Source organism: Halorubrum cibi (assembly GCF_900182635.1).
GTDB classification, from domain to species: Archaea; Halobacteriota; Halobacteria; order Halobacteriales; family Haloferacaceae; genus Halorubrum; species Halorubrum cibi.
Genome location: NZ_FXTD01000001.1, coordinates 212,602 through 233,183, shown reverse-complemented (window position 1 = coordinate 233,183; position 20,582 = coordinate 212,602). Strand labels below are relative to the sequence as shown.

The window sequence follows — 20,582 nt, the reverse complement described above, 5'->3', positions numbered from 1 at the left end:
ATGCGAACGGGATCTTACTTGTCAAACAGCATGGTGGAAATTGAGGCCTACTCACGGAACGGCGGGGAGAAACAGCTCCGCGAGAAAGACGTGCTCGAGGAAGTTCTCGAAATCCCAGCTATCTGGGCGGCAAACGCCGGTCAGCGGAACTACTCGGAGCGGTCCGATGCCTTAGACGAACTGGGTGGATGGGAGACGCAAGTCCAAGTCGATCTCGGGCCGGAACACCGAGATCATCACGAGCGTTTGACGCCGTTCTTGGACGCCTATCATCGGAAGCATCGCGTTGCCATCGAACACGAAAAGAAGGAGCAGATGCGAGCCCGGTGGCATCTGATGAAAATCCAGGCGGCTCACGAGCGCGAGGAAACGCTTGATATCGACGTCGCCGTCCTCATCTTCCCGGCGGATCAGGACCCGTCGCTGCGCCGGACTCGCCGAGAGCTCGAGGGCCCGTTCTTCACGAAGCATTTCCCAATCCACATACCGGTATACGCAATCGAGTACACGAACGAGTAGCCTTTCGAGCTACCAAGTAGAGAATACTGGATCACATCGGAGACTTCTACCGATAAATCAGAAACTACAGCGGGATGGGATTCGTTTCATTTACAAGTCTTCCAAAAAATAAGATAGACTTTCTCTGGACAGTAGAATCTCTATAACCGTCTCTGGTGGCACTTCAGCGAATTGGGTTATACAAGGGAGTACACCCGTGGAGAGCCATATTCATCCCCATAGGGGGGGTTTGAGCCACCCGGAAGCCATCGGATAGGCGCAATCGATCGTCAACGGCGAATGTCTGCTTAGAAGGGGAACACCAGATTTACAGACGATTTTGAGACTCAAAACCTTCACACCTCGAAAACACGCGCCTATGGTCCTGTACCCATTGTTTACAGTACTATTTTTTACCCAAAAGAACTGTAAATGGGTCTCAGACCCCTTAGGCCCTCGAAAAAAGCATTTAATCGAGATTTACAGATCGGGGTCGATATTTTATATTATTATGATCTTGCACACACTCCTTTCTTTAAGTACTCCAACTCCTTTCGCAGTGTGTGTTTTGTCTACTCTATATTTTCTCAAACTGTAAATCTGTAAATCGGGGTTAAACGGTTATATCGGGGAGATGAGTGGGGTGAGACCCGTTTACAGTTCTTTTCAGAAGTGTAAATCTTACGCGAGAGGGATTCTAAGGTCCGTTTTCAGGGGGAACCCTCAGGAATCTGAAAATCCTTCTGTAAATCCACGGCACCCAAACCGGCGATTGTGGTGGTATGTCAGCTCAGAGGTCTAACACGGGTGGAGAACGAGATCGGCCAGCTACAGGTCGGAAGGGGTGGTGTCAGAAGTTCCACACAAGGCCCTACAGTGATTCTTTGTACTGCTCGCTGATCTCGTCTCGAGCTTCCTTCGGTACGTAGATGCCGTCCCAGACGCGGCCAGCTTTCTTTCCACCTTCTCCGTCGGGGATGCTGTCGACGACCGTCTCCGCGTCCGGGTATCGGAAGTCGGCCGTGATGTAGTTGTTGAGCATTCTCTTGGACTTCTCCCCAGTCGGAGTGGTAGAGATGAATTTCTTGTAGAGCTCGAACACCTGATCGACAGGCATCCGACCGTTGGCACCCTCGTCGACGACGGGGTTCCCTTGCTGGATGTAGTTCCGGATGAACGTCCCAGTCGTGTCTTGGTAGTTGGTCCACTGTTCACGGTTGTACTCGGCCGTGTGCGTTCCGGTGAAGTGCCCCTGCTCGTTGAGACGCTGGTAGCCCTTGACGGCCCACGCCAGGACTCCCGAAAGCTCGTTCTCCTTGATCCGGGCCTCAAGGCTGAGGTCGGCGTTCATATACCCGTCGTCGGGGTTCTTGGTGAACCGATTGGGGAACTGGACGAGGAGCCACCGGGCGTAGAACGCTCGCTGGGCATCTTCCACAGACGGGATGCTGTTCGCGGCGAAGATCATCTTGGCCGGGTTCTTCATCTGAGTCGCCGTCTGGTGTTTACCCTCTACCCGAACGAAGTCCTCGCCGGTCAGCTTCTTGAACATCGACGTCTCCTTGATCTTGCCGCCGTGGATGTCGGAGTTGATGTTCGCCGCCATTGTTCGGAGACGCTGGAGACCGAACTGATTCCCCATATCACGGAGATCGTCGTTGCTTACGTTGTTATTGCCGAGCATCTTGGTGACGATTCCCTCGAAGACACCCTTGCCGTTGTCCCCACCACCGAGGAGCATCAGGGCCTTCTTGTGTGGGTAGTGTCCGGTGTCGAGGCACAGACCCACGTACTCCTGGAGCACGGGGCGACCATTCGCTTCGACACTCGTTCGGAGGTAGTTCTCCCATTCCTCGCACTCGGCATCTATCCCGTCCCAGGTGGTGGAGAGCTTCACGATCGCTCTGTCGTCCGGTTCGAGATCGCGGATGATCTCCCCCTTCTTGAGGTCGAGCAGTCCGTTCTCGACGGCGGTCATGCCAGGGTCGAGCCCCATGCCGTCGTCCCAGTCTACTCGATATTCGTCGTGAGCCTTGACGTAGCCGTTGATATACTCTTCCTTGACGTTGTTGCCGTAGTGTCCACCGAGCAGCTCCTGGAGTATCCGTGCGACACGGGGCTCGTCAGGCACCCAGATTCCATCATCAAACAGCAGGACAGTGTCGTTACTGAAGATGATGTTCTCGTTCTCGACGATCCACTCGTGGCATAACTTCGCCATCTTGCGGTCCTGCATCCCATTCCAGTCAAACTCGGCCTGGAACTCGGCCGCCGACAGCTGCGGAATGTCGACCGACCCATCATCCGCTCCGACATCGTTGTCGCCGTCGGAGGCCGCGATGATCTTGTCGACGGAATCTTCGAAGTCGCTCTTTGCCATGGTGACGCCGTGCCAGTTGACTTCTCCGAGGATGACGTTCCAAGCGAAGTTGTTCTCAACTGGGTTGTCCTTCCACTCGGCCAGGTCGTACTTCGCCTGGTTGTGTTGGAGGAGAACGACCGGCTTCCCGTCGTGTTCCTCGAGGAGATCGGCTATGTCACCGGGGCCCAGATCCGTCTGAACGTCTGTTTCCAGTTCGGATGACATCACTCATCGACCTCCGTTATTTGCTGCTCGATCTCTTTCTTCCAGGTTTGGATGCCTGAGTCTGCTCTGTCCTCCTCCTCAGTTTGCTGATTGTCGTTTCTCATTTGTTGTTTGCGCCGTTCATAGGGTGGGGCGCATACCTCGGCGACAACCAGCTACAAAGCAATTAAATAGCCTTCGTACGTTTGTATTTGTACGGAAGGCATCAGTTTGCCTTGGAGTCGGTTGTCACCAGTGTGGTAGGAAGCTGGCGAGAGAGGCCCTCATACAGATCTCTCACCTTCGCCAGCCGTTCAACACTTTCCTTGACTATACGTTCGGCTCATACTCCTCAAATACTCTCTTGATAAGGGTATCAAAGGTTTCACCGCCGCGTTTCTTTGACCGGACAATCTCATGGGTATCATGAGAAACGGGGAGTGTGGCTTCTACCATATTTTATATATGTTTTGAGGTATTATAAGTATACTGGTTAGTCTGTTCTACTGTTATATCAACATGTGCGGCGGTCGATTCATACTAATTGTCGATCTACTCTTCGTTAATTAACGTAATCTGGCGATTCTCGTAGTCGAAATACGACAAAACCCGCAGCCCACGTCGGGGTGGACTTGTCAGTTAGACTGGTACGTTCATGTGACACTCTACTCGGAGGACTACCAGAGCGTGTTATAGAATGGCAACCACGAACGAATCGAAGATTATCGCTCCGATCCATTCGACCAAGTGAGACGACCTATCAGATCCATGCCACCAAAATCGGTGGGATCGCGCTACTCAGCCTTTTTCAATGCTTCAACAAGCAGTTCGCCAGCTTCGGTCAGGCGGTATGTTTTGACTCCTCGCCCGTCTTCTTCCTCCTCGTCGACGGCCACCATCCCAGCCTCTTCGAGATCCCGCAAATGGGAGTAGATCCCGCCCTTCGAGATATCGGCCACGTTCGCAATCGCATAGCCGTGCTTCGGCTCGCCGTCGAGCTCACGCAGTATCGACTCCTTTGTTGCGCCGATGAGAGACATTCACTCAAGAAATTCCACCGGTTTGCCGTGTAGTATATAAAAGAAATCTTGACCGGTCAAGAAATCCTACCGGTACGAAAGTATAGGGTGGTTGGTCGCGACGAGCAACCGTGCGGCTATATGAGACGACTACGACGGACAGAGAATCGAGTTTAGTTGCGTACGATCAATCTCACCCTGCGTCTGAGGAAATGCTTGAGGACCGGCTACACCGGAGCCCCAAGCTCCTATTGCAGGAGCCGATTCTCATTATCGGGCGGCAAGTACGGCTGGAGACTGGCGTCGCCGATCTGATTGGGATTGACCACTACGGCAATATCGTAGTTTTTGAGGTGAAGATCGGCCGGTCGGGATCGGGCTCTGCGAGCGAGGAGACCATCCTCAGTCAACCGCAGAATTACGCACAGTCACTCAGCTCGTACGACTACGAGGGACTCAACGATCTTTATCAAGACCACCGGGCGAGGCTGACTCGTGGTGAGTGGGATGTTAGCGAGGGCTCCGATCGTGGTGGCAATCTCCTGACAGGATTTGAGACGGCATTCGGGGAGTCACTGGAACCTCATCAGTTCAATAGCACACAGCGGATGGTCGTCGTCGCAGAGGAGATCACCAGGCGAACAGAGCAGAATGTACGGTACCTGCTTGAGGAAGGCCTTAATTTCCAGTGCGTGGAGATCCAGGCGTTCAGTTCGCCGAGCGGTGACGATACTGAGACGATGATTGCGAGCTCCACTGTCGTCGACTATCCACAGGGGAGAGTCCGTCCAAAGGATCGGCCAAGTCCTACGTATCCGAGCCTGGTCAACGATCTTCTTGAGAGAGCATATCCGGATTTCCGATCGGTAGCGAGCGCGGCGTCAGTCGGTGAGTTGTTCTCGGAGGGGATCGACGTGCGCGAGCCCCGACTCGTCAGTCAGAATGTGGATCATCCAACGTCGATCAGGTATCGACTCGCTCCGAAGCCAGATGACGGAACTGTCGTGATCGCCATTGACGCTAAGGGCAACAGCGTGGATGGTGTCTCCGAGCTCCAAGGGATGCGAGCTGAGTTCGAAGAGCAGGGACTCGACATCACTGGAAACCAAACGTATCGTGTTGTGACTCGCAAGTGGGAGATCGAGGGAGCAGACGATCTCGACGAGGATCTACGCGACGAGATTGCAGGTGCGTTTGCGACGTTGGTGCGCCTGGGCCACGAAGCGTTTGCTGATCCCCAGGGAGAGACGCATGACTGACGAGCTAACTGAACAGGAGATTGGGTCGCTCATCGGAACCGAGGATCTGGATGTCGGTCAGCTTCCAGAATGGTTACACGATTCCTTCGATCGAAACGGTGACTGTGGGGAATGTGGCTCTCACACCGTCGGTATTCCACCTGGTGAGATTGACGAGGCCTTCGTCTGTTACAGCTGTGGGATGGGCTACGAGATCCACGGTACGGATCAGGATCTACGGACAGTTGGCAAGCTTAAAGACAAAATCACTGAGAGACGAGCCGCCAAACAGGAAGCCCGAAATAAAAAGACACCAGCCGAGCACAAGAGAGATCGCAACACGAATCTTGGCAAGATGTTCATGACGGTTGGGGCTCTATTTTGTTTAACGTTGGTCGGGATTCCTGTCGGCCTGGTTTTGATTTACTTGGGTGTAAGACTCCAGCCGGATGCCGAGGACGAAGTCGAAGAGGGTGGTGACGAATAGCTGCGAGGTAGATTAACACACATCGGCTCTGTGAGATCCGAGACGGCATTTGTCGGCTCATGGTGATAGGGAACCAACTTCCAGTTCAAACGCAGCAGGAGGTACCCACGGTCGTCTCCTTCTCACACAGCAGTATGCCCGCACCAGTGGGTCAGGACGTATCTCCACCCAAATAACACCCGTTTGGGGGCTCCGAGCAGGAGGGGTTCAAAATGACATCCGTACGTACCCACTCGACCTTACGTATCCGCGCGAAAATCCAGTTGATCGAGTTGCCGGGTTGAAGCGCATTGTCCCCGCCGTATTATCATGGGTAATTACTTCTATTCACAGTGGATAGTCAAGAAATTATTACGGACGTCTCGTAAATGCGGAACACAGTCATCTTGCTCTGATACCGCTTGTGCGTGGCACTCGAAGCCAGTTTCATGAGAAATCAAGTGTACTGGGCCCTCAGTGCTGTAGAGTAACTAATCGCAGAAACGGTTCCGACCGGGGCTGATAACCCGGCCTCTGGATGCCGTTCCTCCAGTAGGGGCGGAGCGTCCGCTACCCGGATGGATATCTAACCTCCCCAGGTTAGTGAGGCCTCTAACTGGGCCTCATATGGAGATAGTCACTTTCCAGGGATATTCCTTCTGGTTATACGACATTCTGTTCTGTTTCAGCCGCTCTGACTAACTCTTTGATTTCTTCCGTCGGTATCGCATTTGTCGCGCCAATATAGTTGATCTCGTCTCGGAGCTCGGCAAGTTCGACCACTTCATCTGCGGTGAGTTGTCGACCGGGTCGGAGCAGTTCCAGCGCGGCTCGCCAGCTCAGATATGCGTTGTGTTTCGCTGCGCTCTGGAACTCCGTGGAAGGGTTTTGCTCGAGGTACTGGTCGATAAGTTCGATCAGTTCGCGACACTCGGCTCGGCTTGAGATTACCCACTGATGGCCCTTCATCGTCGTATTGACCGTTCCTAATCCGTAGAGCTGACACTGATTCTCAAGTAGCTCTTGCTCCTTCTCGCCCATTGAGATGCTGAACTTGGGACCGTAGTAGACATCGTGTGTGTACCGATCATCCCGGCTGAACGTGATGAAGAAGCTTGATTCGCCAGCTATCAGCCCCATAGTGTAGGCCAGATCTGTCTCGCTATAGTTGGTTGGTGATTGCATTGATTGTGTGTTTCCGCTGTTCGTAGGATGGTGCCGCCGCTCGTCGACTGTGGGTGTTTATTCCTGTATTATAGTAGTCACTAACCGATATTGTAACCGCTGATAGCGGCTGTGTGAGGGGGTCTTATTTCCATGTGTCATAGTATTCACAATAAAGCTGAAATGCCACCACGGGCGTCTGTCGGGCTCCTATAGCAGATATAGACTAAGAACCAGAGGCAACTGAAATGCGGGTAACCGTGAGCCCGAGATTACATATCAATGCCAATACGTACCGTAAGAAAGTCGACAGTTTGATGATCTCGCTCAGTGTTCTACACACAATGGAAGAGTTCGTTTTTCGCCAGTCACTCGGTTCGGATGAGATTACCACTCGATACGCCAGCATCGATATTGAGTGCAATTCCCTCGATCCGACGAGCGGCCGGACAGTTGCAATCGGGATCGGTCTGAAGGACACCGTGGCTGGCGAGCAGTCTATCGACGTGCTGACCCTTGGAGGTGCACTCGGTGATGAGGGAACCATGATTCGTCGAGCGTTTGAGCGCATAAACGAGTTTGATCCCAACGCACTCGTGACATACAACGGCGAGGCCTTCGATTTGGACTATCTATCAAAACGCATCGAGTCGCTTCAGTTCCGTCAGCAACCCGAGCTCAATTGCGCGAAGAACCACGTTGACCTGTTTGTCCCTCGGAAGAGGTCAGCCGACGAAGCCGGTGTGAAGTGGCCTTCGTTGGAAGAAGTGCTTGACAAACACGGTCTAACAGTTCAACCGACACTGTGGCGCGGCGAGGAACTCACAAATACGCTGTTTGGTGAAGAGCTTGCTCCCGAGTACATCCAAGCAATTACAGAGGATCGTGCGGCCACCATCGACGAGCTCGAGACGGTGATCCACGAGTACGTGATGAGCGATATCGAAGCGAATCTCGCACTATATGAGGCCGACACAGGCCGCCGTTAGAGTATCGTACTTTATTGATTGCCTGTCAGCAACTTATTCAAATTATCTGGATCTTTTGATCGAGAGGAGTTATTGGATTTGTATGGATTCGGCGAGTTTACCTTCCTACTCCTTCGGCTGGAACGCCTCTTCTTACGTTTGGAGCGTGATTGGCCATCTTGTGGACTATACGATTCATAGGTATACTCCTCATCAAGACATCGAGCCCATATACCATTCTCTGGAATGAAACGAACCTTCTGACCTTCCGCAGATCCATCAATTGGTCCTAAATTGAGTTCTCCGTTACCATCGGGCAAATCGACGATCGCATTGCCACTTCCTCCACTCGTTACTCGATCAACCACTCCGACATATACTTGATCTTCTGAAAGACTACTCGGCGCAGAGGCACTGCACTCCGATATAGAAATCACGTCTGGCATCTCTTGTTCGTCGTCCATTTCTACTTCTGTTTCTTCACTGGGTTCCTCATCCTGTAGCTGGGAACCGGGAGACCACTTACCAATATCCGAGTCCTCTTCTGACAACCACTCTTTATCGACCATCGCGCTGAGGGTGTCTCGGATTATGAGCTCACTCACATCCCGGTCAATCGAATCTTGGATTTCTATGAGATCGAAAGACTGCTCTGTAGTTGCGTACTGGAGGGCCTGATCCCACACCATATCTCGCTCGGTGTGTTGGCTCATATCACTCTATTAACAGTCTCTATTAAATAGTCTTCCCTGAATAAAATAGGATTTTGACATCACGGATTCATTTTGAATTTTCTCGTATAGGCTGTATCACGTGGACGAGACCGAAAAAGAATTTGCGGGACATGGCCTCGCAGTTCAGTCGGCATCGTGGCGGGGCAAGGCACTCACAACAACTGTCCCAATATTACTAACGTGAGTGGGTTGAAAAGCAGTTGATGTCAAAAGAAACCATACTGACACTCTTACAGGTGGTGGCGTTGGCACTTCCTGCGGTTGCACTTTATTTACAAGCCTTGAGGGATCTCCATAGACCCAGACCAGACGCAGAGATTGGCGTTGACAGTACGGACAGTATGTTAGACTTCAATTTAGCCAAGTCTGGTATATTGATTATAACTATTTCCGGGATAATCAATGTATTATATCTGCTTGGCTCTGTTGAAATCCTATTCTTCAGATATATTCTCGCCTGAAACAGCCGGTCGATGAAAACTGCGTATTTAACACTCAATACAGCCCGTTACCGCGAGCCGTACCGGTCTACTGACTGTCAGGGTCTACAACGATTACAGGATCTGCGATGGTCAGCGCTATGCCGAAAATGAATAGCCCGAATCCCACAATTCCTACTGCGACTGACTGCTGTAGCAGGCCGGTTGTGCTTCCAGCGCTGATACCGGCGCCAATCATCCCGATCTTCCGTGACTCGCCACGCATAGTTTGTTGGAATTTTGTGAGATTGTCGAGCATGAGCTCTGTTGTCGCCCCGTATATGAACGGAATCACTACGAGGACGCTGAGACTACTGCCACCGACGATTACCACCGGCGTCATCACTCCCAGACCGACAACCGTCGAGAGGGCGTACCGAATCGACCGTCGCATAGTGGCCGTTCGCTCACACTACACTTTACTGGCCGGGTTGTGCGTCAATCCGCGCAGGTGCTGTACTGACCGCGACTGGGTGAGAATATATCACTTGCTAAGGATTTCAACAGAGCCATCTGCTTATAATTGAAACACCTTCCTTAGGCACGGGTCTTGGTCCGATTATACTCCCTTCGTTGCTAATTCTGTCTCTTATTCTTATAGGATTCGGCCTATTCTTATTTGTTGGTTCAGTTTATTTTTCATTCGGAGTTAACATTATGATTGGTCAAAATCCATCGATGAAAGAGACTATTTCGAGCTTTCTATCGTTTTTATACAAACGAATCGATCCAAGACAAAGTCTGGGCCCAGAACGTTAGATAGTATATCAGTTTAGTATTATAAACGCTTGTCTGATTTTTCACTCTTAAACTTTGTATTAGTAATAGCCCGGAGATACAATCAGACTCGGTTCAAATATCGTCGAGGTACTCTTTCCGTAACTCCGCTTTCTCGCGTTCAGTCCGCTTGTCGTAGTGCTTGTCGAGGACATCACCGCTCATATCCATCCGTTCGGAGGCGATCTCTTTTGGAACGTCCTGCTTTCGGTGCTCGGTCACAGCACCTTTCCGGAGTGCGTGTGGTGAGACGCTTGTCGGGCATTTACTGGCGGTGTTGTAGCTCGTTGCTTCGCACTCTTGCATGTCTCTGTCGTGCGGGCACTCGTTCGTGTAGTGGCACGGTCGGGTCAGTGTGTAGATATTCCGTTGGAGCGTCGTCTGTTCCATTCGTCCGGCGCGGGTCCCGATGAGCGGCGTACGCCCGTGGTCGTCGTCAACGTATGGGTGGTGCATGTCGAGGTGGTCTTCGATCAGGGTGACGAGCTCGTCTGCGATGACGACGTCCCGCTCGGTTCGCTGTTTGTTTTTCAGCGGCGTGTCGCTCTCTGGCCGGTGTCTGATAGATAGGAGCCCGTTGTGGCTGTCGAAGTCGCTAACGTCCAGTCCTCGGAGTGCGCCGGAGCGCATTCCTGTGTGCCAGAGGATGTGGAAGACGGTGTGTCTGAGCGTCGCGTATTCGTATTTCTCGCAGTAGTCGAGGATTCGGTCGGCTTCTTTGGCCATCAGGAACGTGTCGTTGACGTCTTCGCCGAGTTGCATTGTGGGAAGCCGTATTTTCCTTCCGACGCCCGTGGACACGGTGTTGGTGTCTTCGCAGAACTCGATGAATTGGCGAAGGGTGCTCAGGTGGTTCTTGAGCGTCACTTTCGCGACGGTGCCTTGCTTCCAGGTTTTGAACTCTTGGAGTTTCCGCCCGGTGATGCTGTTCATGTCGTCGATGCCGGCTTCGTCGGACCACTGGATGAATTGTTCCAGCCTGTATCGGTGGTTTGCGACGGTGGTTGCTGCGAGTTCGTGTTTGATGTCGTCGATGTAGTTTTCGACGGCTTCTCGTGGTGCGGTTGGTTCGAGCATGGATGTTGCTGTAACCGTTCACACGAGCTCCGTTGTGCGGTGCGGCACCGATGGCCGAAGGCCGAGGGATGGACGAGCGGGCGATTTGAACCGAACCCGTGTGCCCCTTTGCGGCGCGGTGCGGAAGGTTGTGAGGCGCGAAGCGCCGAACCTTCCGAGCAAGGCAAAGAGGCCCGGGGTTCAAATCCCCGCGAGTCCACTCGACTCACTTCGTTCGTCTCGTTTCCTCGCGTGCCCCCGCTCGCTTCGCTCGCGGGGACCCCGCGAGTCCATAACTGTTGGTTATCTTTTCGAAGGTTCCTAAATTCGACAGCACGGGCTCTTTCTCTCCAAAATACTCTATTTAGAATACGGAACTAACTCACTCCGGAACGGAGAGTTCACATCTACCGTATATCCGGGTCCTCGCTGTCTGCTGATTTCATCGAGGGAAATCGGGGTGATCTGCGTGAATCAGCCGAGCGAGATGTCCAGATAGAGCATGACGATCGTCCCGAATATCGTCCCCAGGGTGGCGACCCGTTCGTTCCCCTCCATGTGGGTCTCCGGAACGATCTCATCGCTGATGACGAACAGCATGGCCCCGGCGGCGAATCCCATCGCGTACGGGAGCAGCGCCGACACCGTCTGGACGGCGTACGCGCCGAGAATCGCGAGCGGGATCTCCACGATACCGGATCGGATCCCGGTGAACACCGCGTAGAACCGCTTGTCCAGGCCGGCGTTGATCGCCGCCACGGACACCGCGAGCCCCTCGGGGATGTTCTGGATCCCGATGGCGAGCATCAACGGGATTGCGTTCTCCAGGTCACCGCTGCCGAAGCCGACGCCGACGGCGAGCCCCTCCGGCATGTTGTGAAGGGTGATCGCCAAGATGAACAACACGACGCCGGCGAGACGGTCGTCGTCCACGGGAAGGTCATCGCCCGGATCCGCCGCGTCCCCTCGGCGCCGCCCCGAGAGGAGAAAGTGGGCGTGCGGGATGAACACGTCCGAACGGTCCAGAAACAGCGCACCGAGAGCCACCCCGATGAGTACCGGGAGCGGGCTTCCGCTCGGGGTATACGTCTCGATACCGGGGATGATGAGACTCGTGAAACTCGCGGCGAGCATGACGCCCGCCGCGAATCCGAGCGCGCCGTCCATGGCGCGCTCCGAGGGGTTCCGCCAGACGAATATCAGGGAGGCACCAAGGAGGTTGAGGGTGGCGATGACCAGGCCGCCCACCAAGCCGTGGACGACCGGGTTCGTGCCGAACGTCTGGGAGAACTGCTCGACTATCACGAATCCATCTCCTCGGATCTCTCTCGACGGACCGTATCGTACGTACCGCCATGAGTTTTGGGTCGTGTCGACGATAAGATTTTACCGACGTCATCGCTATCACCCCGCATGACCGACCGAACGCCCGACGACGTCTCCGACTCGATCCGCTATCAGGGGAAGGCGGTCGACGACTCGTCGTGGATCCCGGAGTTCCTCGCCGAGCAGGAGACGGGGGTGCTCGGGCTCGTCGACGACGACGCGCCGCACCTCGTGACACAACTCTTCGTCTACGATCCCGAGGCGGGCGCGATCTACCTCCACGGCGCGCAGGCCGGGCGGGCACACGATCTCGTCGAGGACGGCGACGGGCCGAAGGCCAGCTTCACGACGAGCGAGAAGGGCCGATACGTCCCGGCCGACGAGCCGGTGAACTTCACCGTCGAGTACTCGAGCGTCGTCGCCTACGGCACCGTCGGCTTCGTCACGGAACGGGCGGAGAAACGACGCGTCCTCGAGCGCTTCATGGGGAAGTTCGCCCCCCAGTTGACGCCGGGGGAGGACTACGAGGAGATGGCCGACGAGTCCATCGACCGGACCGCCGTCTATCGGCTCGACGTGGACTCCTGGAGCGGCAAGGAGGGCTGGAAGGAGCCCGACCACCCGGACGCCTACGATCTGAACGCGGTGGAGTGATCGCCGGCGAATCGGCTCCCGGCGAGCGATCCCCGGCGACCTCAGTGCCCGCCGGACGCGAGGTGGAGGCCGACGATACCGGCGACTATCAGGCCGATACACCCGGCACGGACGAGCGTGGCCGGTTCGTCGAAGAGGACAACTCCGAGGGACGCGGTGCCGACGGCCCCGATTCCGGTCCACACCGCGTAGGCCGTGCCCACGGGGAGGTCCTCGACCGCCCGCGCTAAGAGGACCATACTGACCACGATGGCGACGCCGGTCGCGAGGGTGGGAACGGGTTTGGAGAACCCTTCGGAGTACTCGAGTCCGACCGTCCACGCGATCTCGAAGAGCCCGGCGAGTATCAGGAGGTACCACGACATGTCGGGTGGGCGTTCCCGGTCGACCGCGCTGTGACATCCTCCTCGCCGTAAACGGCGAGGCTTCCCGTGCCGCAGGTGGGATATTTGCTGGTCTACGACACGACCTGTTCTCTCGTGTGAAACGTCCCGCTCTCGCGGTCGAACAAGTGTGTCGATGGCTGTGCCACACAGCCGTTACTCCTATCCTCGCCGTGAGGACTCGGAGTTATCTTCTGACGCATATTCTCCGCCCCGTTACAATCCGCGTTGGCTACCAACTCGCACGACGAGCAGACGTACAAGCCACGTTCGACACGGTTCGATCTCGTATCGTCTCCACAGCGGGAACACGTTTTCGAGGTATTCCACTCGTTCTCTTTCAGCACCGCAACACCCCGCATCTCGCCTTTGTATTCGAGGTACTGGTAGATGCGGTCGAACGCCCACGAGTGTAGTTTCTTATTGCCGGTTTTGCCCCAATCTGACTCACGCACGTCTTCAGGCCAACTCACCGCGAGCGTGCCAACACCGCGTTCGACACACTCCGTGATGATGGCGTCCGTCAGCGTGTGGTAGAAGTGTGTCTCACGTTCAGAGAGTTTCCGACGCGCCCACCTCGACTGCTCTGACGGGCCGTTCTCTCCCTCGGTGTCGTACTCGGCTCTGGTGAAGTAGTGTTTGTCTTCTTTGAGCGAGTTACCGGGATACAACACGTATTCATCGGGGAACGCGACCGTGGCGATGTTTGTGATGCCGAGGTCGATCCCTGCGATGCCGTCGCCAGCCGAATCCACTGTTTCGAGTTCGACCTTACAGACGAAATGAAGTTCCCATTCGTCACCGTTCCAGACGGCACGAACGTTCTGTACGCTGTTGACTTCCGAGAGGTCAACGTCTGGCCGGGTCTGGTACTCGCAAAGCAGGAAGTCTGAGAAGTGTTCTTTCAGATTCGAGCCTTTCGAGAGTCGGACCCGATTGTTGTCAGGATCGTGTCAGCGTTGTCGGATTCACTCCCGGCGTAAACGCCGGGATTCTCTCCTCGTGGAAAGATAGGTTCGGGTTTCCATCGACCGACCGATCCGCGTCGCCCGCCTCGTCCGACCGATCTGCCTCGTCCGACCGATCTGCCTCGTCCGACCGATCTGCCTCGTCCGATCGGTCCGCGTTCACGAGTTCGACCGATCTGCCTCGTCCGACCGATCTGCCTCGTCCGATCGGTTCGCGTCCACGAGTTCGACGACGAACACCGACCCCTTGGGATCGTTGTCCTCAACCCACACCTCGCCGCCGAACTGGCTCGTCAACACGTGAACGAGATACAACCCGATGCCGGTTCCGGGGCTCTCCAGTCCCTTCTCGCCCTTGCCGAAGACCTCCTCTTTCCGCTCGTCGGGTATCCCCGGCCCGTTATCCCGCACCGAGATCCTGACGGTCTCGTCCGTCGTCTCGACGGCGACCGCCACCTCGGGGACCGCCTCGTCGTTGTGCCGGACCGCGTTCTCGAGGAGATTCCGGAGGACCGACGAGAGCATCTCGTTGCCGCGAACCCGCACGTCCGGTATCTCGCCGTCGACGCGGAACGTCGCGTCGGGGAACGATTCTCGAACGGCCGCGATCTCCGCACCGACCGTTTCCCGCACGTCGATCGGGCGGAGGTTCGTCATCTCGCCCTCCGAGAGGGACTCGACGAAAGCGCGGGCGTTCTCGGTGAGTTCGACGACGTGCGTCCCCTTTCGGAGGACGCGGTCGAGGACCGGTTCGAGGTCGTCGTCGACGCGCCCCTCGAACGTCTCCATCCAGCCGAGGATCACGGCCATGTCGTTCCGGATGTCGTGTCTGACGACGCGGTTCAACGCCTCGAGCTGCTCCGTTTTCACCTCGAGCTGTCGCCGGTACGCCTCCCGGTCGGTCACGTCCGTGAGCGTCACGAGCCGTCCGGTCGGAACGTCCCCGACGGTGAAAGGGGTGTTCACGACCTCGTAGGATCGCGGATCGCCGTCCCGATCGATCGAACACACCCCGTCCGTTTCCAGGCGTTCGGCGACGACGGCGTTCACCGACGCGAGCGGATCTCCGATCGAGTCCGCGAGAGACGGAAGGATCTCCCGTGCCGCGGTGTTGTAGTCGCGAACGCGGCCGTCGGCGTCGAGGTAGATCGCCGGCTTGTCCGACGCCCCGGTGAGCCGGATCGTCTCGAGGCGGTTGCTGTACACGAAGAGCGTTCCGACCGCGAACAGCGCGACCCCCGGCGGCTCGTACATCAGCGGGAGCAGCCACTCCACCCGGTCGCCAAAGAGCGTCGCGGCGACGGGGATCGCCGTCACGCCGACGAGGACCGCGAGCGGACGGCTGTCGGCGCCCGTGTAGTGGAACCGCTCGAGCAGCATGAAGAAGCCGATGGCGATCACGACGTACGACAGCCCGAGGACGAGCCAGTAGAGCACCTGATGGCGGATCGCGAGGTGGGGAAACGGCTCCGTTGCCCACGCGGTCGTGAAGTAGAGCCCGTGAAACGCGTTCGTGACCTTGAGGGCGGTGAGGACCACGAAGACGGCGATCGCGACGTTTCGGTACGGCGCCTGTCTCGGGGGGCGTCCGGTGTAGGCGGCACAGAAGTACAACCAGGCACCGACGGCGACGAACGCGAACACGAACCCGACCGTGTACCACGTGATCTTGCCCGCGGCCGTCGGAGCGAGCAAGTACCCGACGTAGCCGACCGACCAGACGGCGACCGAGAGGAGGAGCGCCGCCAACCCGCGACGGGTATCGGCGTGGCGGATGCTCCGCACGTGCGGGAGGCTCGCCACGCAGGCGAGCGCGGAGACGGCGAAGACCGCCACGTGGCTGAGCAGGACCGGATCCATTCTCGAACCTCGAGTTCCTCGCACGCCCCGAAAACGGTTGGGGTACGCGAGCCGCACGACGCCGCCGTCCCGGCAACTCCGTCATGTACCCTCGGGATTATGCCCGCCCCCGGTAAACGTCGGGTTCACATGGACGCGAACGAGCGACGCATCGTCGCCTTCACGGCGAGTTCCCACGGGCTCGTCCACACCTACGAGCTGTCCATCCCGATCCTACTCACGGTGTGGATCGCGGAGTTCTCGACCACGGCCGCGACCCTCGGAGCCCTCGTCACGGTCGGCTACGGGCTCTTCGGCGTCGGCGCGCTCCCCGGCGGCGTGGTCGTCGACCGCTTCGGCTCGAAGCCGGTCATCATCGCGTGCCTGCTCGGGATGGGCGGTTCGTTCCTGCTCGTCGGGGCCGCTCCGAGCCTCCCGGTACTCGCGCTCGCGCTCGCGGTGTGGGGCGTCACCGCGAGCGTCTACCACCCGGCGGGGCTCACGCTGCTCTCGAAGGCGGTCGAGCGCCGCGGAACCGCCCTCGGCTACCACGGCATCGGCGGCAACCTCGGGATCGCGCTCGGCCCGCTCGCGGCTGTCCTGCTGCTCCTCGCCTTCGACTGGCGGGTCGTCGCCGCGCTGCTCACGGTCCCCGCGTTCCTCGTCGCGGGCTACGGCTTCACCGTCGACGTCGACGCCGCGCTCGCGGCCGCCGGCGAGACCGACGAGGAGGGCGGAGACACGAACGAATCCGCGAACGTCACCCTCGGCGACTCGCTCGCCGGCTTCGTCGGCGACACGCGGGCGCTGTTGACGCTCGGGTTCGCGCTCGTGTTGGTGTTCGTCACGTTCAGCGGGCTCTACTACCGGACGTTCCTCACGTTCCTCCCGGGCCTGCTCGGCGACACGCTCGGCGGGTTCGCCGACCTCCAACTCGTCGATCCCGAGGGCCCCTACGCCGAGGAGTTCGACCCCGCGCGGTACCTCTACGTCGCGATCCTGATGGTCGGCATCCCCGGGCAGTACCTCGGCGGCCGCATCGCCGACCGGATCCCGCCCGAGCGCGGGCTCGTCTACTTCATGTCGATCCTCGCCGCGCTCGCGCTGGCGTTCGTGCCCGCCACCGGCCGTATCTGGTCGTTCCTGCTCGTCTCCGGACTGCTCGGCGTCGCGCTGTTCACGGTCCAGCCGCTCTCGCAGGCGACCGTCGCCGCCTACTCGCCGCCGGGAACGCGGGGGCTCTCGTTCGGGTACACCTACGTCGGGATCTTCGGCGTCGGATCGCTCGGGGCCGGCCTCGCCGGGTTCGTCCTCACGGTCGCCGGCACCCGGGAGCTGTTCTTCGTGCTCGCGGGGATCGCCGTCTGCGGCGCGCTCGCCTCCGGCTCCGTCGACCGGTTCGGCGAGTCGCGAGAGTGACCGTCGAGCGCCGTCGCGCTCGCGGCGATCACGGGCCGAGAACGGCCCCCGGAAGGACTTTGTCGCCGGCGGCGTCCCTCCTCGTATGGACGGCGAATCCGGAGGAACGGCGTCCTCCACCACGAATGGAGACGACCCGTACGCCCTCGCGAACGCGGCACTCGATCGCGGCGGGTTTGAATCGGACCCGGTGGAGACCGCCGCCCGCCTCGACGCGGACGACCCGCTCTCGGGCTTCGCGGACCGGTTCTCGGTTCCCGGCGACGTGTTGTACATGGACGGCAACTCCCTCGGTCCCGCGAGCGACGCCGCGCTCGCGAGCCTCGACCGCGTCGTCGACGAGTGGCGCGAGCTGCTGATCGGCGGGTGGACCGATGCGGACCCGCCGTGGTTCGAGGTCGGCGAGCGGATCGGGTCGGCGCTCGCACCGCTCGTCGGTGCCGACCCCGCGGAGGTCGTCGTCGGCAACTCGATCACGGTGAACGTCCACACGCTCGTCGGAACCTTCCTCGACGAGTTACTCGCGGGAAACGGCCCGGATCGAACGGAACACGCGGCCGCCGACGGGACGTGGGCTCCGGGCGGGAACCCCGACGTCGACCCCGCGGTACTGGTCAACGACCTGGATTTCCCCTCCGATCACTACGCGATCCGCGCACAGCTCCGCTCGCGAGGGATCGATCCGGAGGAGAAGCTCCGGACCGTCGAGAGCCGGGACGGTCGGACGATCGATCCCGCCGACGTCGAGGCCGCGCTCGCGGAGCACGACGACGTGGGGATCGTCTTCATGCCGACCGCGCTCTACCGCTCGGGCCAGCTGTTCGACGTCGAGCGGGTCGCGCGAGCCGCACACGACGCCGGCGCGTACGCGGGATTCGACGCCGCCCACTCGGTCGGGGCGGTGCCGCACGCCTTCGCCGACGCGGGCGTCGACTTCGCGGTCTGGTGTACGTACAAATACCTCAACGCCGGACCCGGCTCGATCGGCGCGCTGTTCGTCGCCGAACGACACCACGGGCTCACCCCCGCGCTCGCCGGCTGGTGGGGCCACGAGAAGGCGACGCAGTTCGAGATGAACCTGACGTATACCCCCGCCGACTCGGCCGGTGCGTGGCAGATCGGCACCCCGCCGCTGCTCGCGGCGGCCCCGCTTGAGGGCTCCGTCGAGACGCTTCGCGAGGCGGGTATCGAGCGGATCCGGGCGAAGTCGCTCGCGCTCACCGACTTCCTGATCGCCTCGGTCGACGAGCGACTCCCCGACGTCTCGGTCGGGACACCCCGAGACCGCGACGCCCGGGGCGGCCACGTGGCCCTGGAACATCCCGACGCCGAGCGGCTGAGCACGGCCCTGACGGACCGGGGAGTCGTCGTCGACTTCCGGCCGCCGAACGTCGTTCGGGTGTGTCCGGCCGCGCCGTACACCTCCTTCGCGGACGTCCTCGAGGTCGTCGACCGGATCGAGGCGATCCTCGAGACCGGGGCGCACGAGGCGTACGCGACGAGCGAGGGCGGGGTGACGTAGCGAAAACGACGGCGATACGGCGGTGGCGGTCACGACGCGTCCCGCGTCAGCGCTCGCGGATCCGCATCGGCACCGGGTGATCGGGATGCATCGTCAGCGACCCGCGAAGCGAGAGGTCCGGCCCTTCGTACTCGAGTTCGTAGCGCGAACAGACGCACGCGAGGATCAATTTCGCCTCCAGAAGCGAGAACGCCTTCCCGATACAGTGGCGCGGTCCGCCGCCGAACGGGAAGTACGCGAACCGCGGGCGCGCGCTCCGTCGCTCGGGACTCCACCGGCTCGGGTCGAACGCGTTCGGATCGTCGTACCACCGCGAGGAGCGGTGGACCACCCACTGCGAGCACATCAGGGCGGACCCCTCCGGGATCCGGTAGCCACCGAGTTTCACGTCGAGTTTCGGCTCGCGGAACAGCGTGTAGACGGGCGGGTACAACCGCATCGACTCCGAGAGGACCCGGTCCGTGTACGTCATCTTCCTAGCGTCCGCGGCGTCCGGCGGCCCCGAGTCGGTCGCGGCCATCGCCTCCCGCTCCACGCGCTCTCGAGCCGTCGGGTGCTTCGAGAGGAGGTAGAACGTGTACGTCAACGCGAGCGCGGTCGTGTCGTGACCCGCCAGCAACATCGTCACCAGCTCGTCGCGCAGGTTCTCGTCGGTCTGCTCCCCGCGCTCGCGCGCCCGGAGCAGGACGGACAGCAGGTCCATCGGCACGTCGCCGTCGGGGTCGCCCGGCGGACCGCTCACGGCGACCCCCTCGGGACCGGCCGGGTCGACGGCGGGGTCGCGCTCGGTCCCCCGTCGGCGATCGACGATCCCGTCGATCACCGACTCCAGCGTGTCGACGGCGGCGGCGAACTCGCGGTTCTCGCGCGTCGGCACCCAGTTCGGGATCAGGAAGCGGCGCGGGTCCGGTTCGAACCGCGCGCCGAGCGGCTCCAGACTCTCCTGAACGGTCCGGACCTCCTCGTCTGTGACGTCCGCGCCGAACATCGCCGAGACGATGATCCGAACCGTGAGCCGCGCGATCTCGAGTTGGACGTCGACGACCTCGCCGTCCTCCCACTCGGCGAGCTGTGACGCCGTGTGCTCGACCATCGTCCCCGCGAGCGCGCCGATCCGACGGCTGTGAAACGACGGGTTCGCGAGTCGCCGCTGTCGACGCCACGTCTCACCCTCGCTCAACAACAGCCCCTCACCCAGTAGCGTCCCCATCGCGTCGTCGCCGAACTGGGGCTTGCGGTACCGCTCCGCCTCCGCGACGAGCACCCGTTCGATGTCGTCGGGGTTCGTGAGCAGGTACGTCTCGCGCGGACCGAGGTCGAACCGCACGACGTCGCCGTAGCTGTCGGCGCAGGCGCGCATGAAACCGAACGGATCGTCGGCGTACTGGCGACCGTTGCCGAAGAGGGGATCCCCGACGGGTCCGGGCGGCGTGGCGGACATACGATTTCTGGGTCCTGAACGGTGTTAAACGTTCGGCAGTCCGCGTTTCGGCCGGTCCGAAAACG

19 protein-coding genes and 1 pseudogene are annotated in these 20,582 nt (G+C 59.1%); 8 read left to right on the top strand and 12 right to left on the bottom strand.

Annotated features, from left to right (window positions below):
- The gene (locus tag FN829_RS01110) at positions 1-519 is read left to right on the top strand and encodes a hypothetical protein (RefSeq protein WP_142985163.1); all 519 of its coding nucleotides are present in this window, start codon (positions 1-3) and stop codon (positions 517-519) included.
- A gap of 850 nt (positions 520-1,369) precedes the next feature.
- Here the strand turns inward: FN829_RS01110 and FN829_RS01105 are convergent.
- The 3 genes from FN829_RS01105 to FN829_RS01100 form a co-directional block, all read right to left on the bottom strand.
- Complete coding sequence (locus FN829_RS01105) at positions 1,370-3,085, bottom strand: DNA primase family protein (RefSeq protein ID WP_142985162.1); 1,716 nt, start codon at positions 3,083-3,085, stop codon at positions 1,370-1,372.
- A gap of 309 nt (positions 3,086-3,394) precedes the next feature.
- Positions 3,395-3,520, bottom strand: coding sequence for a hypothetical protein (locus tag FN829_RS16315; protein WP_281286006.1), 126 nt, complete (start codon positions 3,518-3,520; stop codon positions 3,395-3,397).
- Between the two features lie 338 nt (positions 3,521-3,858).
- The gene (locus FN829_RS01100; RefSeq protein WP_142985161.1) at positions 3,859-4,104 is read right to left on the bottom strand and encodes a PadR family transcriptional regulator; all 246 of its coding nucleotides are present in this window, start codon (positions 4,102-4,104) and stop codon (positions 3,859-3,861) included.
- 191 nt (positions 4,105-4,295) lie between these two features.
- Between FN829_RS01100 and FN829_RS01095 the strand changes: the two genes are divergently transcribed.
- Positions 4,296-5,342 (top strand): hypothetical protein, encoded by a 1,047-nt coding sequence (locus FN829_RS01095; RefSeq protein ID WP_142985160.1) that lies wholly within the window; start codon positions 4,296-4,298, stop codon positions 5,340-5,342.
- Positions 5,335-5,808, top strand: a complete 474-nt coding sequence (locus FN829_RS01090) for a hypothetical protein (RefSeq protein WP_142985159.1) — start codon at positions 5,335-5,337, stop codon at positions 5,806-5,808. The genes FN829_RS01095 and FN829_RS01090 overlap by 8 nt, the downstream gene beginning before the upstream one ends.
- A 642-nt stretch (positions 5,809-6,450) precedes the next feature.
- Here the strand turns inward: FN829_RS01090 and FN829_RS01085 are convergent.
- Positions 6,451-6,972: an LAGLIDADG family homing endonuclease gene (locus FN829_RS01085; protein ID WP_142985158.1), complete on the bottom strand. Its 522-nt coding sequence runs from the start codon at positions 6,970-6,972 to the stop codon at positions 6,451-6,453.
- Between the two features lie 323 nt (positions 6,973-7,295).
- Between FN829_RS01085 and FN829_RS01080 the strand changes: the two genes are divergently transcribed.
- Positions 7,296-7,940 carry a 3'-5' exonuclease gene (locus tag FN829_RS01080; RefSeq protein ID WP_185955653.1) on the top strand — a complete coding sequence of 215 codons (645 nt, stop codon included), beginning with the start codon at positions 7,296-7,298 and terminating at the stop codon, positions 7,938-7,940.
- 11 nt (positions 7,941-7,951) lie between these two features.
- Here the strand turns inward: FN829_RS01080 and FN829_RS01075 are convergent, their stop codons facing one another.
- On the bottom strand, positions 7,952-8,632 hold the full coding sequence (locus tag FN829_RS01075) for a hypothetical protein (protein ID WP_142985156.1): 681 nt from the start codon (positions 8,630-8,632) through the stop codon (positions 7,952-7,954).
- A 224-nt stretch (positions 8,633-8,856) separates the two neighbouring features.
- On the opposite strand from FN829_RS01075, the gene FN829_RS01070 reads away from it, so the two are divergent.
- Positions 8,857-9,114, top strand: a complete 258-nt coding sequence (locus FN829_RS01070; protein WP_142985155.1) for a hypothetical protein — start codon at positions 8,857-8,859, stop codon at positions 9,112-9,114.
- 67 nt (positions 9,115-9,181) lie between these two features.
- On the opposite strand, the gene FN829_RS01065 is transcribed toward FN829_RS01070, so the two are convergent.
- The 3 genes from FN829_RS01065 to FN829_RS01055 all read right to left on the bottom strand — a co-directional run bounded on the left by FN829_RS01065 (position 9,182) and on the right by FN829_RS01055 (position 12,270).
- Positions 9,182-9,526, bottom strand: coding sequence for a hypothetical protein (locus FN829_RS01065; protein ID WP_142985154.1), 345 nt, complete (start codon positions 9,524-9,526; stop codon positions 9,182-9,184).
- Positions 9,527-9,984: 458 nt separating this feature from the next.
- A complete protein-coding gene (locus FN829_RS01060) occupies positions 9,985-10,986 on the bottom strand; it encodes a tyrosine-type recombinase/integrase (protein WP_142985153.1) in 1,002 nt (333 codons plus the stop codon).
- A 453-nt stretch (positions 10,987-11,439) separates the two neighbouring features.
- On the bottom strand, positions 11,440-12,270 hold the full coding sequence (locus FN829_RS01055) for a ZIP family metal transporter (RefSeq protein WP_142985152.1): 831 nt from the start codon (positions 12,268-12,270) through the stop codon (positions 11,440-11,442).
- 108 nt (positions 12,271-12,378) lie between these two features.
- Between FN829_RS01055 and FN829_RS01050 the strand changes: the two genes are divergently transcribed.
- Positions 12,379-12,945, top strand: coding sequence for a pyridoxamine 5'-phosphate oxidase family protein (locus FN829_RS01050; protein ID WP_142985151.1), 567 nt, complete (start codon positions 12,379-12,381; stop codon positions 12,943-12,945).
- Positions 12,946-12,986: 41 nt separating this feature from the next.
- Here FN829_RS01050 and sugE read toward each other — a convergent pair whose 3' ends face one another.
- From sugE to FN829_RS01030, 3 genes and pseudogenes are all read right to left on the bottom strand, one after another.
- On the bottom strand, positions 12,987-13,310 hold the full coding sequence (gene sugE / locus FN829_RS01045; RefSeq protein WP_142985150.1) for a quaternary ammonium compound efflux SMR transporter SugE: 324 nt from the start codon (positions 13,308-13,310) through the stop codon (positions 12,987-12,989).
- A gap of 92 nt (positions 13,311-13,402) precedes the next feature.
- Positions 13,403-14,281: pseudogene (locus FN829_RS01040) on the bottom strand (RNA-guided endonuclease InsQ/TnpB family protein); the annotation flags it as partial.
- Between the two features lie 174 nt (positions 14,282-14,455).
- Positions 14,456-16,156, bottom strand: a complete 1,701-nt coding sequence (locus FN829_RS01030) for a sensor histidine kinase (RefSeq protein ID WP_142985149.1) — start codon at positions 16,154-16,156, stop codon at positions 14,456-14,458.
- Between the two features lie 129 nt (positions 16,157-16,285).
- On the opposite strand from FN829_RS01030, the gene FN829_RS01025 reads away from it, so the two are divergent.
- Both FN829_RS01025 and kynU read left to right on the top strand, forming a co-directional pair.
- Positions 16,286-17,554 (top strand): MFS transporter, encoded by a 1,269-nt coding sequence (locus FN829_RS01025; protein ID WP_142985148.1) that lies wholly within the window; start codon positions 16,286-16,288, stop codon positions 17,552-17,554.
- Between the two features lie 85 nt (positions 17,555-17,639).
- Positions 17,640-19,076 carry a kynureninase gene (kynU, locus tag FN829_RS01020; protein ID WP_142985147.1) on the top strand — a complete coding sequence of 479 codons (1,437 nt, stop codon included), beginning with the start codon at positions 17,640-17,642 and terminating at the stop codon, positions 19,074-19,076.
- 46 nt (positions 19,077-19,122) lie between these two features.
- Here the strand turns inward: kynU and FN829_RS01015 are convergent, their stop codons facing one another.
- The gene (locus tag FN829_RS01015; RefSeq protein WP_142985146.1) at positions 19,123-20,517 is read right to left on the bottom strand and encodes a cytochrome P450; all 1,395 of its coding nucleotides are present in this window, start codon (positions 20,515-20,517) and stop codon (positions 19,123-19,125) included.
- Positions 20,518-20,582 lie beyond the last annotated feature (65 nt).

What these genes read in the sequence shown, in the direction of transcription:
- FN829_RS01025 (WP_142985148.1), top strand. Translation starts at nt 16,286, where the DNA reads ATGGACGCGAACGAGCGACGCATCGTCGCCTTCACGGCGAGTTCCCAC.
- FN829_RS01050 (WP_142985151.1), top strand. Translation starts at nt 12,379, where the DNA reads ATGACCGACCGAACGCCCGACGACGTCTCCGACTCGATCCGCTATCAG.
- FN829_RS01070 (WP_142985155.1), top strand. Translation starts at nt 8,857, where the DNA reads ATGTCAAAAGAAACCATACTGACACTCTTACAGGTGGTGGCGTTGGCA.
- kynU (WP_142985147.1), top strand. Translation starts at nt 17,640, where the DNA reads ATGGACGGCGAATCCGGAGGAACGGCGTCCTCCACCACGAATGGAGAC.
- sugE (WP_142985150.1), bottom strand. Translation starts at nt 13,310, where the DNA reads ATGTCGTGGTACCTCCTGATACTCGCCGGGCTCTTCGAGATCGCGTGG.
- FN829_RS01105 (WP_142985162.1), bottom strand. Translation starts at nt 3,085, where the DNA reads ATGTCATCCGAACTGGAAACAGACGTTCAGACGGATCTGGGCCCCGGT.
- FN829_RS01110 (WP_142985163.1), top strand. Translation starts at nt 1, where the DNA reads ATGCGAACGGGATCTTACTTGTCAAACAGCATGGTGGAAATTGAGGCC.
- FN829_RS16315 (WP_281286006.1), bottom strand. Translation starts at nt 3,520, where the DNA reads ATGGTAGAAGCCACACTCCCCGTTTCTCATGATACCCATGAGATTGTC.
- FN829_RS01060 (WP_142985153.1), bottom strand. Translation starts at nt 10,986, where the DNA reads ATGCTCGAACCAACCGCACCACGAGAAGCCGTCGAAAACTACATCGAC.
- FN829_RS01085 (WP_142985158.1), bottom strand. Translation starts at nt 6,972, where the DNA reads ATGCAATCACCAACCAACTATAGCGAGACAGATCTGGCCTACACTATG.
- FN829_RS01015 (WP_142985146.1), bottom strand. Translation starts at nt 20,517, where the DNA reads ATGTCCGCCACGCCGCCCGGACCCGTCGGGGATCCCCTCTTCGGCAAC.
- FN829_RS01100 (WP_142985161.1), bottom strand. Translation starts at nt 4,104, where the DNA reads ATGTCTCTCATCGGCGCAACAAAGGAGTCGATACTGCGTGAGCTCGAC.
- FN829_RS01080 (WP_185955653.1), top strand. Translation starts at nt 7,296, where the DNA reads ATGGAAGAGTTCGTTTTTCGCCAGTCACTCGGTTCGGATGAGATTACC.
- FN829_RS01065 (WP_142985154.1), bottom strand. Translation starts at nt 9,526, where the DNA reads ATGCGACGGTCGATTCGGTACGCCCTCTCGACGGTTGTCGGTCTGGGA.
- FN829_RS01030 (WP_142985149.1), bottom strand. Translation starts at nt 16,156, where the DNA reads ATGGATCCGGTCCTGCTCAGCCACGTGGCGGTCTTCGCCGTCTCCGCG.
- FN829_RS01090 (WP_142985159.1), top strand. Translation starts at nt 5,335, where the DNA reads ATGACTGACGAGCTAACTGAACAGGAGATTGGGTCGCTCATCGGAACC.
- FN829_RS01095 (WP_142985160.1), top strand. Translation starts at nt 4,296, where the DNA reads ATGCTTGAGGACCGGCTACACCGGAGCCCCAAGCTCCTATTGCAGGAG.
- FN829_RS01075 (WP_142985156.1), bottom strand. Translation starts at nt 8,632, where the DNA reads ATGAGCCAACACACCGAGCGAGATATGGTGTGGGATCAGGCCCTCCAG.